The organism is Alienimonas sp. DA493 (genome assembly GCF_043951915.1).
GTDB lineage: Bacteria > Planctomycetota > Planctomycetia > Planctomycetales > Planctomycetaceae > Alienimonas.
On the sequence record NZ_JBINJD010000124.1, the window covers coordinates 1 to 14,685 of the forward strand.

13 protein-coding genes are annotated in these 14,685 nt (G+C 72.3%); 3 read left to right on the forward strand and 10 right to left on the reverse strand.

Features of this window, described 5'->3' with window-relative positions; translation table 11 throughout:
- Positions 1-104 precede the first annotated feature (104 nt).
- Positions 105-434: a hypothetical protein gene (locus tag ACG2DA_RS16750; protein ID WP_395256941.1), complete on the reverse strand. Its 330-nt coding sequence runs from the start codon at positions 432-434 to the stop codon at positions 105-107.
- A gap of 151 nt (positions 435-585) precedes the next feature.
- Between ACG2DA_RS16750 and ACG2DA_RS16755 the strand changes: the two genes are divergently transcribed.
- Positions 586-900, forward strand: a complete 315-nt coding sequence (locus ACG2DA_RS16755; RefSeq protein ID WP_395256942.1) for a hypothetical protein — start codon at positions 586-588, stop codon at positions 898-900.
- Positions 901-964: 64 nt separating this feature from the next.
- Here the strand turns inward: ACG2DA_RS16755 and ACG2DA_RS16760 are convergent, their stop codons facing one another.
- The 7 genes from ACG2DA_RS16760 to ACG2DA_RS16790 form a co-directional block, all read right to left on the reverse strand.
- Positions 965-3,073 (reverse strand): ABC transporter permease subunit/CPBP intramembrane protease, encoded by a 2,109-nt coding sequence (locus ACG2DA_RS16760; RefSeq protein WP_395256943.1) that lies wholly within the window; start codon positions 3,071-3,073, stop codon positions 965-967.
- Positions 3,070-3,870 (reverse strand): ABC transporter ATP-binding protein, encoded by an 801-nt coding sequence (locus ACG2DA_RS16765; protein ID WP_395256944.1) that lies wholly within the window; start codon positions 3,868-3,870, stop codon positions 3,070-3,072. Before ACG2DA_RS16765 ends, ACG2DA_RS16760 begins: the two co-directional genes overlap by 4 nt.
- A gap of 111 nt (positions 3,871-3,981) precedes the next feature.
- Positions 3,982-5,448: a sigma-54-dependent transcriptional regulator gene (locus ACG2DA_RS16770; RefSeq protein WP_395256945.1), complete on the reverse strand. Its 1,467-nt coding sequence runs from the start codon at positions 5,446-5,448 to the stop codon at positions 3,982-3,984.
- 291 nt (positions 5,449-5,739) lie between these two features.
- Positions 5,740-6,558, reverse strand: coding sequence for a hypothetical protein (locus ACG2DA_RS16775; RefSeq protein WP_395256946.1), 819 nt, complete (start codon positions 6,556-6,558; stop codon positions 5,740-5,742).
- Positions 6,545-7,414, reverse strand: a complete 870-nt coding sequence (locus tag ACG2DA_RS16780; protein ID WP_395256947.1) for a DUF1573 domain-containing protein — start codon at positions 7,412-7,414, stop codon at positions 6,545-6,547. Before ACG2DA_RS16780 ends, ACG2DA_RS16775 begins: the two co-directional genes overlap by 14 nt.
- A 94-nt stretch (positions 7,415-7,508) precedes the next feature.
- Positions 7,509-9,011 carry a Gfo/Idh/MocA family oxidoreductase gene (locus tag ACG2DA_RS16785; protein ID WP_395256948.1) on the reverse strand — a complete coding sequence of 501 codons (1,503 nt, stop codon included), beginning with the start codon at positions 9,009-9,011 and terminating at the stop codon, positions 7,509-7,511.
- A gap of 148 nt (positions 9,012-9,159) precedes the next feature.
- Complete coding sequence (locus ACG2DA_RS16790) at positions 9,160-10,410, reverse strand: lactate racemase domain-containing protein (protein WP_395256949.1); 1,251 nt, start codon at positions 10,408-10,410, stop codon at positions 9,160-9,162.
- Between the two features lie 145 nt (positions 10,411-10,555).
- Here ACG2DA_RS16790 and ACG2DA_RS16795 point away from each other — a divergent pair, with 145 nt between their 5' ends.
- Positions 10,556-11,263 carry an RNA polymerase sigma factor gene (locus ACG2DA_RS16795; protein WP_395256950.1) on the forward strand — a complete coding sequence of 236 codons (708 nt, stop codon included), beginning with the start codon at positions 10,556-10,558 and terminating at the stop codon, positions 11,261-11,263.
- Between the two features lie 66 nt (positions 11,264-11,329).
- Positions 11,330-11,869: a PspA/IM30 family protein gene (locus tag ACG2DA_RS16800; protein WP_395256951.1), complete on the forward strand. Its 540-nt coding sequence runs from the start codon at positions 11,330-11,332 to the stop codon at positions 11,867-11,869.
- A gap of 112 nt (positions 11,870-11,981) precedes the next feature.
- Here the strand turns inward: ACG2DA_RS16800 and ACG2DA_RS16805 are convergent, their stop codons facing one another.
- Positions 11,982-13,061, reverse strand: coding sequence for a potassium channel family protein (locus ACG2DA_RS16805; RefSeq protein ID WP_395256952.1), 1,080 nt, complete (start codon positions 13,059-13,061; stop codon positions 11,982-11,984).
- Positions 13,062-13,125: 64 nt separating this feature from the next.
- Entirely contained in the window at positions 13,126-14,670 is a 1,545-nt protein-coding gene (gene hpnE, locus ACG2DA_RS16810) for a hydroxysqualene dehydroxylase HpnE (RefSeq protein WP_395256953.1), read from the reverse strand.
- Positions 14,671-14,685: the final 15 nt, after the last annotated feature.

Genomic DNA, 14,685 nt, shown 5'->3' on the forward strand with positions numbered 1-14,685 from the left:
CATTCACTCCCGCTCGCTCCGCTCACGAACGGCGGCAGGATGCCGCCGCTACGGGGACATCGAGTCCTGCTCGAGTACGCACGGCCGGAGCTTGCGCTCCGGGCTCATGTGGCGTTGCGAATCCGCTGCGGGAGCATGCGCTTCTCGATGCGGGCGCCGGTGGCGTCGAACAGGAACAGGCAGTTGCGGACGGCGTCCCAGACGGCCGTCAGCCGCACGCTCCGCGGGCCGAGCAGCGTGTACTGACAGCCGCACGGCTTGCCGGCCTTCGTCAGCGGGGCGGCCACGGTGCGGAACTGCTCGGTCAGCAGATTCTCCCGGGCGCACAGCGTCTCGTGCACGTAGGCGTGCAGTTGCTCGAGCGTTCTCGGGGCGGCGGTTCGCGTCGGGGAGGAGGAGGACGGCGGAGCTGCGGGGGCGTCGGAGTTCGGCACGAACCCGCCATCGGCCCGCCGGCGGGCTGACGTGGGGCGAACCGCGATTCGGCCGCGCCAGACGCAACGCCGGACGAAGCGGCGCCACGCCGCCGACCGGCGCCGCCGGCAGAACCGCCCCCGCGGCCGGTCGAGCCGCTAAGATTGCGGCATGAGCGATCAAGCCGACCCGCCCGGCCCGCCCGCGTTTCACCTCGACGGCCGCCTGTACGTCCGCGAGATGCAGAACTGGAAGGCGGTGATCAAGCGGGATTTCGCCAAGCTCTACTGTCACGCCAAAACGCCCGGCGAGGACTTCTATCACCTGCTCACCGGCGGGGAGCTGTACCTCGACAACGGCGAGTCGAAGCTCTGCCTGAACTGCGCCGTCCGCACCGGCGTCCTCACCACCGACCGCCAGCACTGGCAACGCGAGCCGAAGCCGACGGACGTTCGGATCGTGCCGAACGAGGACGTCGGCTTGTAGGGTCCGCTGTGCGGACCGTCGCCCTCACATGCGGCGCCCTCAGTCGCGGTCCGCACAGCGGACCCTACGTCTTCCGCCCCGCGAACCACACGCAGCCCGCCCCGAGCAGCACGGAAACCGCCGCGGCGGCGAGGACTTCCGCCGGCAGGTGGGCCGTTTCGGAGACTTCGACATCGAACCGTTCGCTCAGCTCCTGCTTGTAGCTGGCGATCGACAGCAGGGCCGCGTTGCTGACGGCGTGGAGCAGCATGCCGGGCCAGAGGCTGCCGGTGCGGACCCGCACCCAGCCGAGGAGCAGGCCCAGCAGCGTCGTGCCGATCAGCCGGTCGAACAGGCCGAGGTCCTTCACGACGTGAAACACGCCGAAGATCAGCCCGCTGGCAATCACGGCCCAGACGGCGCCGAACAGGACCTTCAACCTGGTCAGCACGAAGCCGCGGAAGGCGAACTCCTCCGTCACGGCCGGCACGATCGCCAGACAGGCCAGCACGAGGGGCAGCGGGAGGGTTTCGATCCGTTCGCCGAACTCCGCCAGCCGGCCGGCGTCGCCGATGCGGTCCGCGGCGCCGAGGGCCAGCAGGATCTCGAACACCCCCGCCCACGCCCCCAGCCCCAATAACAGGCCGCCGAGCAACCCCACAACCGACGGCGTCCGCAGGGCGAAGGTCCGCCGCGTCGAGCCGCCGGCCCAACGGGCGATCGCCCAGGGCAGGCCGACGAACACCAGTAGGGAGACCGCCGCGTTGGCGATCAGCAGCGTGGGCAGGTCGACGGCGGCGAGGCTCTCCTCGTCCGTCAGCCCGGCGAGCTTGCCCGGCACGCCGCCGAGCACCAGAAACGCCGCGACGCAGGCCAGCGTGCCCAGCAGCACGGCCCCCAGCGGCGGGACGCCGTCCGGCCGGGAGGGCGGTTTGAGGAACTCGCCCCACCCGCCGGGGCCGCCGTAGAGGATGGCGTCCGTCCCGAAGATGCGGGCGGCGACGCTCAGGGCCAGCCCGGCGTAGCAGACGGTCGACACGACCGCGACCAGCGCCGGCAGCGGCGGGGCCGTGCCGCTGAGGACTTCCCGGGCCAGCAACACGAGGTTCATCAACGGCGCCGCGGCCCAGGCGAGGTCCAGCTCGATCGACGGGGTGAGGGCCAGTCCGCCCGGTGCCAGGCAGCAGAGCATCAGCGGGATGAGATACGCTTGGGCCTCCTTGAAGCTGCGGGCGGCGCTGGTGACCGCCAGCAGCACCGCGGCGAAGAACCCGGCCGTCAGGGCCAGCAGGCCGGCGGTCGCCGGCAGGCTCCACCACGGCACGTTCTCGCCGAACAGTTCCCGGTCCAGCCCGACGGCGTAGACCGTGGCGGTCATCGCGATCAGGTTCGCCCCGGCCGTCAGCACTGCGACGGCCCACACCGCCACGAATTTGCCCAGCAACACGTGCAGGCGGCTGACCGGGGCGGCCACCAGCGTTTCGAGCGTCCCGCGTTCCCGCTCCCCGGCGGTGGTGTCGATGGCGGGATAGACCGCCCCGGTCGCCGTCATGAGGAGCAGAATCAGCGGCACGACGGTGGCGAGGCTGATCGCCCCGCCGCCGGTCGGTTCGACCGCCTCCGTGGCGAAGTCGGCGGGGACCTCGGCGCTGAGGCCGGCCTCCCGCAGACGAGCCTCGATCGCGGCCTCGTTCACCGCCCGCAACCGGGCGACGATCCGCCGGCCGGTCTCGACCGACAGCGGCGAGCCGGACCGGGTGAGGATTGTGTACCGCGGCGCCGGTTCGCCGTCCGGGTCGTCAGCCTCGGCGGGTTCCGCGACGCGCAGGCCCAGTTCCGCCTCGCCGCGGGCGACGACGGCCTCCAGCGCGTCGTCCGGCCGCCGGGGCATCGTCAGGTTCAATTCGAGCAGCCCCTGCCGGCGATCCAAGACCCCGGCCCGCTCCAGCAGGGCGGTGCCCTCCTGAAAAACCTGTTGGAAGACCTCCGCGTCCGCTTCGGATTCGAACACCACCGACACCGGCCCCGCCTCGGCCGGGTTGGTGGCGATCAGCACGTTGCGGAACAGCGCCCCCAGCAGCGGGTAGACCAGCAGCGGCATCAGGACCAGCGTGATCGTCGTGCGGCGGTCCCGCAGGCTCTCCCGCAGTTCCTTCAGGGCGATCCGCGGCAGCGGGTTGGGGGCGGCGCTCATCGCGGGTCCCCCGACAGCTCAGCGTCCCGGACGCTTGAAGCGTCCGGGACGCTGCCGAGCCCAGGCTCCTCCTGGCTCAGCAGGTCGACGAACATCTCCGTGAGCGTCTCCCGGCCGGTGGCGGTTTGCAGTTCGGCCAGCGTGCCCTCGTGCCGCAACCGGCCGCGGTGCAGCAGGCCGAAGCGGTCGCAGAAGCGTTCCGCCTCCGCCAGCCGGTGGGTGCAGAGGATCACCGCCCGGCGTTCGTCCCGCAGGTGGCGGACGAACTCGAACACCCGCTGAGAGCCCACCACGTCCAGCCCGCGGGTCGGTTCGTCGAGGAGCATCGCCGGGGGCCGGTGCATCACAGCCCGGGCGAGGTTCACCCGCTGGGTCTGCCCGGTGGAGAGCCCGGCGCAACGGCGGTCAAGGAACGCGGCGAGGCCGAACCGCTCCGCCAGGTCGGCGGCCCGGGTCTCGGCCTCGGCGGCCGGGACGCCGTAGAGGTCGGCGAAGAACCGCAGCGTTTCCCGCGGGGTGAGCCACGGGTACAGCCCGGCGCTGGCGCTGACCAGCCCGATGCGGCGCTTCACCTCGTTCGGGTCCGCGGTCACGCTGACGCCGTCGATGACGGCGTCCCCGCCCGTCGGTTTGAGCAGCCCGAGCACCATCCGCAACGCGGTCGTTTTGCCGGCGCCGTTCGGGCCCATCAGGCCGTAGACCTCGCCCGGCTCCACCCGCAGGGAAAGCCCCCGGACCGCGTGCACCGCCGTGGGGCCCTGGCCGAAGCTCCGCCTCAGGTCGCGGAGTTCGATCATCGACGAACGGTTCGGGGGAGGGACGCGACGGGGACCGGAAGTGTAAACGAAGCGTCCCGGACGCTGGGAGCGTCCGGGACGCTGGCGGTTTCCATACCCGTCGCGGCCCGCTCAGCCGGCGGCCCGCTTGGCCTCGTAGGCGTTCAGCTTGTTGTAGAGCGTCTTGAGGGCGATGCCGAGCTCCTTGGCGGTGGCCGGCTTGTCGCCGTCGTGTTTGTCGAGAGTGTGCAGGATGACCTCCTGCTCGATCTCCCGCAGGGTCTTCGGCACGTCGCCGTAGGTGGGGGCCGGGGCGGAGGCGGCGGACGGGGCGTCGTCGTCGCCGGTGTTCGCCAGCCGCAGGCCGACGCTGCCGGCCACGCTGCGGCGGGTCACCTGCGTGGGCAGGTCCTCCGGCTGAATCTGGCCCTCGCAGAGGATCCAGGCGTGCTCCAGGGCGTTCGCCAGTTCGCGGACGTTGCCGCTCCACTCGTGGGTCTTCAGCAGCTCCATCGCCCGCGGGCTGACGGCCTCCTCGCCCACCTTCTTGCCGGCGAGGCGGGTGAGCAGGAAGGAGCAGAGCGCCGGGATGTCCTCGGCCCGCTCCCGCAGCGGGGGAAGGTCCAGTTCGAAGGTGTTCACCCGGAAGATGAGGTCCTCGCGGAAGTCCCCGTCGCGGGCCATCTCGCCAAGGTCCTTGTTCGTTGCGCAGACGATCCGCACGTCGACGGTGAAGGTTTCGTTCTCGCCGACCCGGCGGATCTCGCTGCTTTCCAGGAACCGCAGCAGTTTGACCTGCATCGGCTTGGGCAGTTCGCCGAGCTCGTCCAGGAACAGCGTGCCGCCGTCGGCCGCTTCGAACAGGCCCTTGCGGGGCTGGTCGGCGCCGGTGAAGGCGCCCTTGCGGTGTCCGAAGAACTCGCTTTCGACGAGGTGCTCCGGCAGGGCGCCGCAGTTCACCGCGACGAACGGCCCGCCGGCCCGCTTGCTGCTGGCGTGGATCGCCTTGGCGACGACCTCTTTGCCGGTGCCGGTCTCGCCCAGGATCAGCACGCTGGCGTCGGTGGGGGCGAACTTGGCGATCTTCTTCTTCAGCGCCAGCATCGCCGGCGTCGAGCCGATGAAGTTGCGGTCGTCGGTCTTCAGTTTGACCGGCTTGGGCCGCTCCTCCTCCGGCCAGGCTTCCAGGGCCTTGAGTTCGCGGATGTGGGCGAAGGCTTCGCCCAGCTCCGGCATCTGGAGCGGTTTTTCGAGGAACCGCGTGGCGCCGTACTGCATCGCCTTTTTGGCCTCCGGCATGTCGCCGTGGCCGGTGCAGATGACGAACTTGGTGCTCGGGGAGGCGTTGTTGAGGTGGTCCGCCACGCCCCAGCCGTCCACGCCGCCGGGCATGCGGAGGTCGATCAGGGCGGCGTCGTACGGCCGGCCCTCGGCGACGGCGGCGTCCAGGGCGGCGATCGCCTTCGCCCCGTCCTCCACCACCGTGACGTCGCCCTCGGCGATCAGCGGGACTTCGTTTTCGTAGATGAACCGAATGCCGGGTTCGTCGTCCACGCACAGCACGCGCAGCGGGGCGGGACCGGGGGCAGCGTTCGACATGGCGGCATCCTTGCCTGGCACGGTGGTTGCAACGCCGGGGGTCCTGGAGAGCGACGCCGCGGCTGACACGAGCCACGGTAGACGAACCTTCGCGCGCCGGGAAGACCGATTTGCAGGAATTGCAACGGGATTTCCCCAGACGCCCCTCGGCCGCGCCCCGATGGCCGTTTCAGGCCCTTTTGAAGCGAGACGCGTTGATTCGTAGCGGCGGCATCCTGCCGCCGTCCGTGAGCGGAGCGAGCGGGAGTTAAGGGAAGGGCCTCGTCGAGAATCGGCGGCTGGAAGCCGCCGCTACGGCGATCCGCCGCTCGCCCCCGATGAAAGCAGCAACGGGGCCAGCGCCTCCGCGGCGAACACCCGGTTCACCGCCCCGAAGTGCCCGCCGTAGTGGAAGCGACCGGTCCACGCCGGCCGCCAGTGATGCTCCCGGAACCCGGGAGCGTCCGCCTTTTCAAAGCCGCCCCAGCCGGCGCCGGGGCGGTGCCGACCGTCGGTAGTGCCCAGGGCGACGAGCAGCCCCACGAGGATCGGCACGTCCAACCGGCTGCAGATCACGTCGACGCCCTGTTCGCAACGGTCAGCCAGCGCGGCGGCGTCCGTCGGGGCGGAGCAGGCCGGCGCGATCAACAACGTGCGGGTCGCCCTCACCCCCGCCGGCAACCGGGACAGGGCGTGCAGAGCGACCGCCGCCCCGCCGCTGTAGCCGATCACCGTGACCGGGGCGTCCGGGTGGAGCCGACGGTGCTCCGTCACCAGGCGGGCCGCCTCCTCCCCGCCGGCCTCGTGCATCGCGGTGTCGCGGAGGTGGAGGAAGGCCCGAAAGAACCAGCCGCTGGTCCAGTCGACCACCGCAATCCGCCCCGGCAGGCCGCCCCACGCCAGCCCCACGGCGAGGTCGTATTCCGCGAAGCTGCGGCCCTGGATGCCCGGCAGCACGATCGTCAGCCCGTCCTTCTGGGCGGCCGGGTCGTCCAGCGCCCGCGCCCGTCCCTGAACCCACCGCCCCACCGGGCAGACCGGCACCCGCAACAGCGATGCCCACCCCGCCCCCCGCCGCCGCCAGCGGTTCGGCCAGGGCGAGGAAGCGGGAAGCGGCTCAGCGGGCGTCACGCCCGCCACTGTCGTCGCCGGCCGACGCGTTCGGCAAGGCGGCGACCCGCTCCAACGCCGCTTTCTGCAGGCGGTCCGGGGACTGCACCGTCACGGGAATCTTGATGAACCGGTACCGCCCCGCCGGGTCGTCCACCTCGACCGCGACGGTCACCTCCTTCCCCTCGCCCTCGCAGCCGATCACAGAGACCTCGAACGGGTAGTCCCAACCGCCGTCTTCCCGCTCGACCGGCTCCAGTTCCTGCACGTGCACCCGGCCGGTGGGGCTGCGAACGGCCAGCACCGTCAGCGGGTCGAAGCGGCGGTCGGTGATCGTGACGGTCGCCGTCGTGGTCTGGCCCTCCCGCTGGTAGACCATCACCGCGGGCGGTTCGATGCGGATCTCGTGCGGGTCGACGCCGTACCGCAGCTTGACGGTTTGCCGGAGGGCCTCGCCGCCCGGCGTGGTGCAGACGACGGTCACCTCATGTTCGTGCGGCCCCTCGGCCTCCCGGGCGGTGTCGGCCCGGACGATCAGTTCGACGGAGCCCCCCGGCTCGATCGTCGGCGGGTTCGCCGGATCGAACAGGTCGCGGTTCAGCAGCGGGGTGAGGCACCCGCAATCCGGCTGAACGGCGGTCACGATCAACGGCTCGTCGCCGCAGTTCGTCAGTTGGAAGGGGGCGTGGATGTGCCGCCCGCCGGGAACGGCCGGGTTGGCGGCGACGTGGCCGCTGACGCCCAGCGGCGACCGCTCCGCCGCCGCGGCCTCCCGCGGGGCGCTCGGCAGGGCCGCGGCGGCCCCGGCGAGGCACAGCGGCGCCGCGGCCAGCAGCGGGGCGAAGCGGCGGAGACGGGCGGGGAACGACGACGGCACAGACACGAAAACACCCCGGACGGCGTGGGATCCGCCCGGGGTGTTAGCAGCATCGGGCGCGAACGCCCAGAGGGACCGGCGGCGACCGCCGGGCCTACAGCTCGGACTCGCTGGGCAGCAGGAACGGCGCCCGGTACTCGCGGGTCAGCAGGGAGTTCGCCTCGTCGGCCCGCGGGCCGGTGAAGGTCTCGCCGGCCAGCGAGAGCTGCGGGCCCAGCCGCATCGGGGAGGAGGCGACCGTCACGCCGTTCTGCTTCAGGTGCTCGACGGTGTCCGCCAGCGTCTCCCGCTCGGTGGCGTCCCGCTGGGCGGCGGCGATCTCTTCCAGCGTGGTCTGTTCGCCCAGCAGGTAGGAGATGTTGCCGAGGTGGCACAGGGCGCTGGAGAGGTGGCCGTCCTCGATGTCGGCGGTCAGCTGGGAGGCGTCGCCGGCCCGGACCGCGTCCAGGAAGTTGTCGTAGTGGTCCTGATCGGAGCCGCCCTTGATGTTGCGGACGAGCTTGCCGTCCGGGTCCATGATCGAGCTGGAGCCGTAGCCGTGCTGAATCGCGGTGCCCTCGGTGCCGTAGAAGACGACGCCGATGCGGTTGCCGGTCTTCCTGCCGTCCGGGCCGTGGATCTCCAGGCCGCGGGTCTCGAAAATGATCCGCTTGTCGCCGTAATCGTGGACGGAGACCTGCGTGTTGGGCGTGTTGCCGGCGTCCTCGTAGCCGAGGCGGCCGCCGTAGGAGATCACGCTGTCGCCCAGGCCGTCCACGCCCAGGCCCCAGCGGCAGACGTCCATCTGATGGATCCCCTGGTTGCCCAGGTCGCCGTTGCCGGTGTTGAAGTCCCAGTGCCAGTCGTAGTGCGGATTGTAGATGCCGGCGGTGCTCTTCTCCGGCCGGTAGATCGGTTCGTCGGCGGCGGGGCCGACCCAGAGGTTCCGGTCGAGCTGCTTGGGGAACTGCAACGGCGCGCTCTGCTTGCCGATGCTCGGGCGGCGCTTGTAGCACAGGCCGCGGGCCAGCTTCACCTCGCCGATCTCGCCGTTCAGGACGGCCTCGACCATCTCCCGGGTGCCCTTCATCGTGCGGCACTGAGCGCCGTACTGGCACAGCTTGCCGTACTTGCGGGCGGCCTGCACGATGCGGCGGCCCTCCACCACGTTGTGGGAGACCGGCTTTTCGACGTAGACGTCCTTGCCCGCCTGGATCGCGTGGATGCTCTGCAGCGCGTGCCAGTGGTTCGGCGTGGCGACGGAGATCACGTCGATCGAATCGTCGTCCAGAACCTTCCGGTAGTCGGCGTAGGCGGCCGGCTTTTTGCCGGTTTTGTCCTGCACCTTTTTCACGCCGTGCGTTTGCAGCAGGGCGGCGTCCGGATCGACGACGGCGGCGACCTCGACATTGCCGTCCCGCTCGCCGGCCCGCAGGTAGCTGGCGATGTGCGACTGCGAACCGCGGTTCCGCAGGCCGAGCACGGCGACGCGGATCGTTTCGTTCGGCCCCTTCGGCGCCCGGGCGCCGAAGGCGGCGTAGGGCGCCACGGACGCCGCCGCGGCGGCCACGGAGGCGGTCTGGAGGAAGGACCGACGAGAACTGTTCGGCAGCGACATCAAGGAATCCGGGCGCGGGATGAAGAACGGGCTATCGTACCCCGTCAAATCAATCCCGATCAATGGGCCGGCGGGCGGCGCTCCGACCAAAAGCGTCCGGGCGCGGGAACGGTCCCCGCCCAACCGGAGCGACTGGCGCCGGGGGCGTTCAGGCCGCTTCGCACCAGGCGAACTGGGCCCCGCCGACCGCCGCCACGCTGCCCGCCCCGGCGATCACCCGGGCGGCCTCGCCGGGTTCGGACAGCGGCACGGCGAACAGGTCCTCGGCCAGATCGTCCGCCAACCCGCTGAGCAGGTAGATCCGCGCCCGGTCCGCGGCGTTCGCCCAAGCCGTCGCGGCCAGCAGATCCGGCGGGCGGAACTGCCGCAGCGGACGCAGCACGTCGGCCGGCTCCTCCGCCCGGGCCAGCTCCGCCAACCCCGGCGGCGGCGAGCCGGCGAGGTCGGTCAAGACCACGATCTTCCCCCCGCGTTCCACCAGCCGGCGGGCGGCGTCCAGCGCCCGGGCGGTCGCGGCCCAGCGGTCCGGCGAGCCCGGCGCCACCGCGACCAGCACCACTTCGCTTCGCACCGGCGCCTTCACCCGCCACAGGTCGTCCAGCAGTTCCCGGCCGCGGCGGAGCACCGCCTCGGTCCCGCCGGCCAGAGCGACGGCGGTGCCGCCGTCGGCCGCGGGAATCGTCTGCACGGTGAACTGCGTGCCCAGCAGCCAGCCGACCTCGTCGGCGAGTTGCCGCAGCGGGCGGTCGTCCTCCGGGCCGAGTTCCGCGTGCCCCTGCCCGCGGGCCTTCAGCACGGCGTCCTCGTCGGACAGTCCGGGGACGAACACGCTGTTGGCGCCCGCGACCCCCAACAACGGATCGAACCGCAGGGCGCCGCAGGAGACGACCACGTCCGCCTCCAGCACCGGCCGGGCGAGGTACACGCGGTCGCCGGCCGCGGTGCTGGCGAGGTAGCCGCAGGCGTCCTCTTCTTCCGGGTCGTGCCGGGTGAAGCTCGCCGCGGCGGCGGCGCCTCGGGGCAGGCCGCCGCGGGGGTCGCCGCCGAAGCGGCCGTCGGCGGAGCCGCCGTAGCCCGGACCGGCGCCGCGGATCAGGGCCAGCCGCTGCGGGTCGACGCCGGCCTTGGCCAGTTCGCCCCACACTCCGCCCACGACCGCCGCGGGGTCGGTCAGGTCCGGGGAGAGGGCCAGCGTGACGCGGTCGTCAGGGATGACGGACCGGGAGAGGGCGGGGAACTCGATCGGGTTCGCCAACGCGTCCCGCACCGCGACGGCCGGGTCGGCGACGGCCGGGGGGCCGGGGCGGCAGACGGTCAGCGAGGCGCCCGCCGACAGCGGGAACGAACCGTCGGCCCCGGCCGCGAAGGTCAGCGCAGTGGCGGCGGGAGCTTCGGGCACGGGCGGGGCGAACCGGATCGGGGGCGAAACGACGGGCGGCGTCCGCCGCACGGCGGACCGGCCGCGAACGCGGGGCGGAAGGCCGCTATCGTAGGGGGCCCCGTCGCCCGTTCAACGTCCCCGCCCCACGCCGCCCGCCCGCCCCGTGATCCCCCCGCCCCTCGCCGACGCCCCCGTCGCCGAGGCGGTCGCCGCCGTCACGGCCGACGCCGACAGTGTGCAAACGGACGTCCAAAGCGTCGGTCCGCCGGACGGCTTCGACGAGGACGATTCCCTGATGATCCGCCTGCAGGCCGGCGACCGGGCGGCGTTCGACGAACTCGTCACCCGGCACAGCGGGCCGCTGTTCGGGTTCTTCCTGAAGAACGTCCGCAACCGCGCCCTCGCCGAGGACCTCACGCAGGACACCCTGCTGAAGGTCTACCGCAAGAACTGGGACTACCTGCCGACCGGCCGGTTCCGCGGCTGGCTGTACCGGATCGGCCGGAACCTGATGATCGACGCCGCCCGCCGTTCCCGCCGGGACGCGCTGGTCCGCAGCGTGCGGACGGACAAGGACGGCGAGGGCTCCCCGCTGGACCGCGTCGAGGGCGCCGAGGACGATCCGGCCGCGGTCGCCGAACGCCGGCTGTTCGCGGAGTTGGTGGACGAACTGCTCGCGGAGTTGCCGGACGATCAGCGGGAGACGTTCACCCTGCACCACTTCGCCCACGTCCCGCTGCCGGAGGTCGGGCAGGCGATGGGGGTGAGCACCTCCACGGCGAAGAGTCGATTGCGGTTGGCCCGGGAAAAACTGCAGGCCAAGCTGGCCGACCGGGGCGTCCGTGATCCGTTCGCGTCGGACGAGAGTTAGCCCCCCTGCCGCCGCACGTCCGGGGCCGCCTAGGATGGCCCCGCGAGTCCCCCACCGAGTTGCCCGATGCCGTTTTTCAGTCGCCTGACGGATATCGTCACCTGTTCGTTGTCCGACCTGCTGGCGGACGTGGACGACCCGGACGCCGCGCTGGCGGAGATCATTGCGGAGATGGAACTCGGCCGGGCCGGGGCCGCCCGCAGCGTGGCGACGGCTGCGGACACCGCCGCCCGGCTGAACCGGGAGATCGCGGAGCAACAGGCCGAAGCCGACCGCTGGCAGGCCGAGGCGAAGAAGGAACTGGCCGCCGGCCGCGAGGCGGAGGCCCGTACGGCGCTCGTGCGGCGCCGGGAGGCCGCCGACGTAATCGCGGGGCTCCGGCAGGAGCTGTCCAGCGCCGAGGAACTGCACCGCCATCTGCAAACGACCGCCCGGGCGCTGGAAGCCCGGCTGAACGACGCGAAGCGCAAACGGGCCTCCCTGGCCAACGGCGAGACGCCCGCCGCGGACGCCCCGGCGCCGGTCGAAGCGGCCCCGGCCGCCGCCCCGCCGGACGACGACATCGAACACGAACTCGCCGCCCTGCGGGCGGAGTTGGAGGCGTAGCGACGCTCTCCCTTTTCCCGTAGCGGTCGAGAACGCCAGCGTCCCGGACCCTCCGAGGGTCCGGGACGCTTCGCCTGCGGGATCACCGCCCGGACGCCCCGCCGAAGCGCCGTCAGGCGGGGGGTTCCGGCCCCCCTTTGCCGCGCATGGCGTGGGCGACGGCGTCCGGGTGGGAGGCGTCCCGCACGCCGTCCTCCTCGGTGAGGGCGGCGATCGCGTCGCCGTTGCCGAAGGTGAACAGGCAATCGCCGGCTCGGATCACCGCGTCCGGCGGGGGCGGCATGATCCGCTCCCCGTCGCCGCGGCGGATGCCGACGATCATCAGCCCCTTTTCGGACAGCCCGCTCTCCTTCAATTTTTTGCCGCACAGGGCGCTGCCCTCGGCGATCTGCACGTCGGCCAGTTCGAGATCGCTCTCCCGGCCGTCGGCGATGGCGAGGAAGTCCTCCACGTGCGGGTTCAACATGAACCGGGCCATCTTGACCGCCCCGCTGGCCAGCGGGCTGACGACCCGATCGGCGCCGGCCCGCTCCAGCTTGCCGATCGCCCGCTCCTCGGTGGCCCGGGCGACGATCTGCAATTTCTCGCTCAGGCCGCGGGCGCTGAGGACCACGTAGATGTTCTCCGCGTCGGTCGGCAGGGCCGTGGTGAGGGAGGCGGCCCGCTCCACGCCGGCCTTCTTCAGCACCGCGTCGTCCGCGGCGTCGCCGACCACCCGCAGCCAGCCGCGGCGGTCGCAAACCCGCTCCAATAGTTCGTCGTTCCGGTCGATGACCACGAACGGCCGCTGCCGGTCGGCGAGGTACTCGCACACGGCCTGCCCCATCCGGCCGAGCCCGCAGATCACGCTGTGCCCGGACAGCCCGGCGATTTTGTCGTTCATCTTGCTCTGCTCCCACATGCGGCGGAACTCCGTGCTGACGACGGTCTGCCCCAGCGCGAACAGACTGTACGACGCCACCCCCAGCCCGCAGAGCAGATAGCCCATCGCGAACAGCTTGCCGGCGCCGGTCGAGGGGCTGTCGGCCCCCAGCGTCGTCAGCGTGACCACCGCCAGCCAGGCGGCGTCCAGCCAGCTGTAGGACTCGGTGACGCGGAACCCGATCACCCCCGTCCCGGTCAGCAGGACCAACATCGCCACCGCGACCGAAAACCGGCGGGCGGTGGGCGAGAGGCGGCGGAGCTTCGGCACGGAACGGCGACGGGGGACGGCTCCGCAGTGTGACCGCTCCCGCCCCGCGTTGGAAAGCCGCCGCCTATGCGAACCCCAGCCAGCGGGCCAGCCGCCCGACCGGCAGGTCCGGCCGCAGGATCGATTCCGGCCGGCCCTCCCCGTCCAGCACGCTCTCGGCGGCGGCGTACCCGCTGCGGACGGCGCCCTCCATCGTCGCCGGCCACCCGGTCGCGGTGTAGTCGCCCGCCAGATGCACCCGCGGATGATGGAACGCCCCCGGCGGCGGCCGCAGGGCGTGGTGCCCCGGCAGCGGGGCGAAGACGGCCCTGTGCTCCGTCACCATGCGGACGTGCTCCACCGTCGCCTCCCGGGCCGCGGGGAAGGCCTCGGGGAGTTCGTTCAGCACCTCTTCGATCACCTCGCTCTGCGGCCGACTCTTCAGGGCGTCGCTTGCGCTGATGACGACCTGGAAGTAGTAGCGGCCGCGCTGCTCGTGAGCCCGAAGCGCAAGCGAGGGGACCGATGCGGCAGCCGCATCGGGCGCCGCTTCCCTCGCTTGCGCTTCGGGCTCACGGACCTGGTGCAGCCGGGTGCGGTTGAAGACCCATTGGCTGGTGCGTTCCGGCAGGACGACGTGCGGCAGCGGGGTGATCTCCCGATTGAACCAGACGTGCACGCTGCTGATCGCCGCGGTCTCCAGCCCCGCGGCGGCCGTCAGGCCGGAGGCGTCCGCGAACGCGTCGGGGAACAGCCCCGCCGCCCGGTGGTGCGGCACGGCGACGACGACATGGTCGGCCGCCTCCTCGCTCCCGTCCCGCAGCGTGAGCCGCACCGGCTCCCCCCCGCCCGCCGGCTCGATCCGCCGCACGCCGGCGCCGGTGCGGACCGTCACCCCGAGGCCTTCCAGCCAGCCGAGCAACTTTTCGCCGTACAGCACGTCCAGCGGCACGGTCGGCACGAACACCCGCCAGGCGGCCGGGTGGGCGAGGAAGCCGTCGACAATCACTTTGCGGGCGTCCGCCACGTTCATGCGGTCCGGCGTCTCCGACAGGGCGCTGACCAGCACCGGCTCCCAGAACCGGGAGACGATGCGGTCCGTCTGTCCGTTCGCGGCGAGCCAGCCGGCGAACGCCTCCCCCGCCCCGCCGCTCGTCTTCGCCAACGCCCGCACGCCGGCGGCCAGCCGCCGCTTCTCCCCGGCCGTGAAGTGCCCCAATCGGGCGAAGGAGGCCGCCAAATGCAGCGGCGCCGGCAGGGAGCGCCCCCCGGGCCGCGATTCCCCCAGCCGGCTGACGGTCCCGTCCGGCAGCAGGAAGGTGACCTCCCCCTGCTCGCTGAGCAGGCCCGACAGGCCCGCCTCGGCGCAGAGGTGCAGAAAATTCGTGCAGCACCCCATGGCGACGTGCTGGCAGTTGTCGACGCGCTCCCCGGTCGTTTTGTCGAGAAAGGAACTGGCCCGTCCGCCCAGCCGCGGGCGGCTTTCGAGCACGATCGCCTCGCATCCCCGCGGGGCGAGGGCCGCGGCGGCCGCGAGCCCGGCGAGCCCCCCGCCGACGATCAGCACGCGGGGGCGGCGCCCGTCGGTCAGGCGGGCGTCGGGGCGGGCGGTTGCGGGGGCGGTCGACACGCCGGCATCCTAGTC

Bases quoted from the DNA above. Each gene is read 5' to 3' on its own strand.
- ACG2DA_RS16765 (WP_395256944.1), bottom strand. From the start codon at position 3,870: ATGATCGAACTCCGCGACCTGAGGCGGAGCTTCGGCCAGGGCCCCACG.
- ACG2DA_RS16760 (WP_395256943.1), bottom strand. From the start codon at position 3,073: ATGAGCGCCGCCCCCAACCCGCTGCCGCGGATCGCCCTGAAGGAACTG.
- ACG2DA_RS16755 (WP_395256942.1), top strand. From the start codon at position 586: ATGAGCGATCAAGCCGACCCGCCCGGCCCGCCCGCGTTTCACCTCGAC.
- ACG2DA_RS16800 (WP_395256951.1), top strand. From the start codon at position 11,330: ATGCCGTTTTTCAGTCGCCTGACGGATATCGTCACCTGTTCGTTGTCC.
- ACG2DA_RS16770 (WP_395256945.1), bottom strand. From the start codon at position 5,448: ATGTCGAACGCTGCCCCCGGTCCCGCCCCGCTGCGCGTGCTGTGCGTG.
- ACG2DA_RS16785 (WP_395256948.1), bottom strand. From the start codon at position 9,011: ATGTCGCTGCCGAACAGTTCTCGTCGGTCCTTCCTCCAGACCGCCTCC.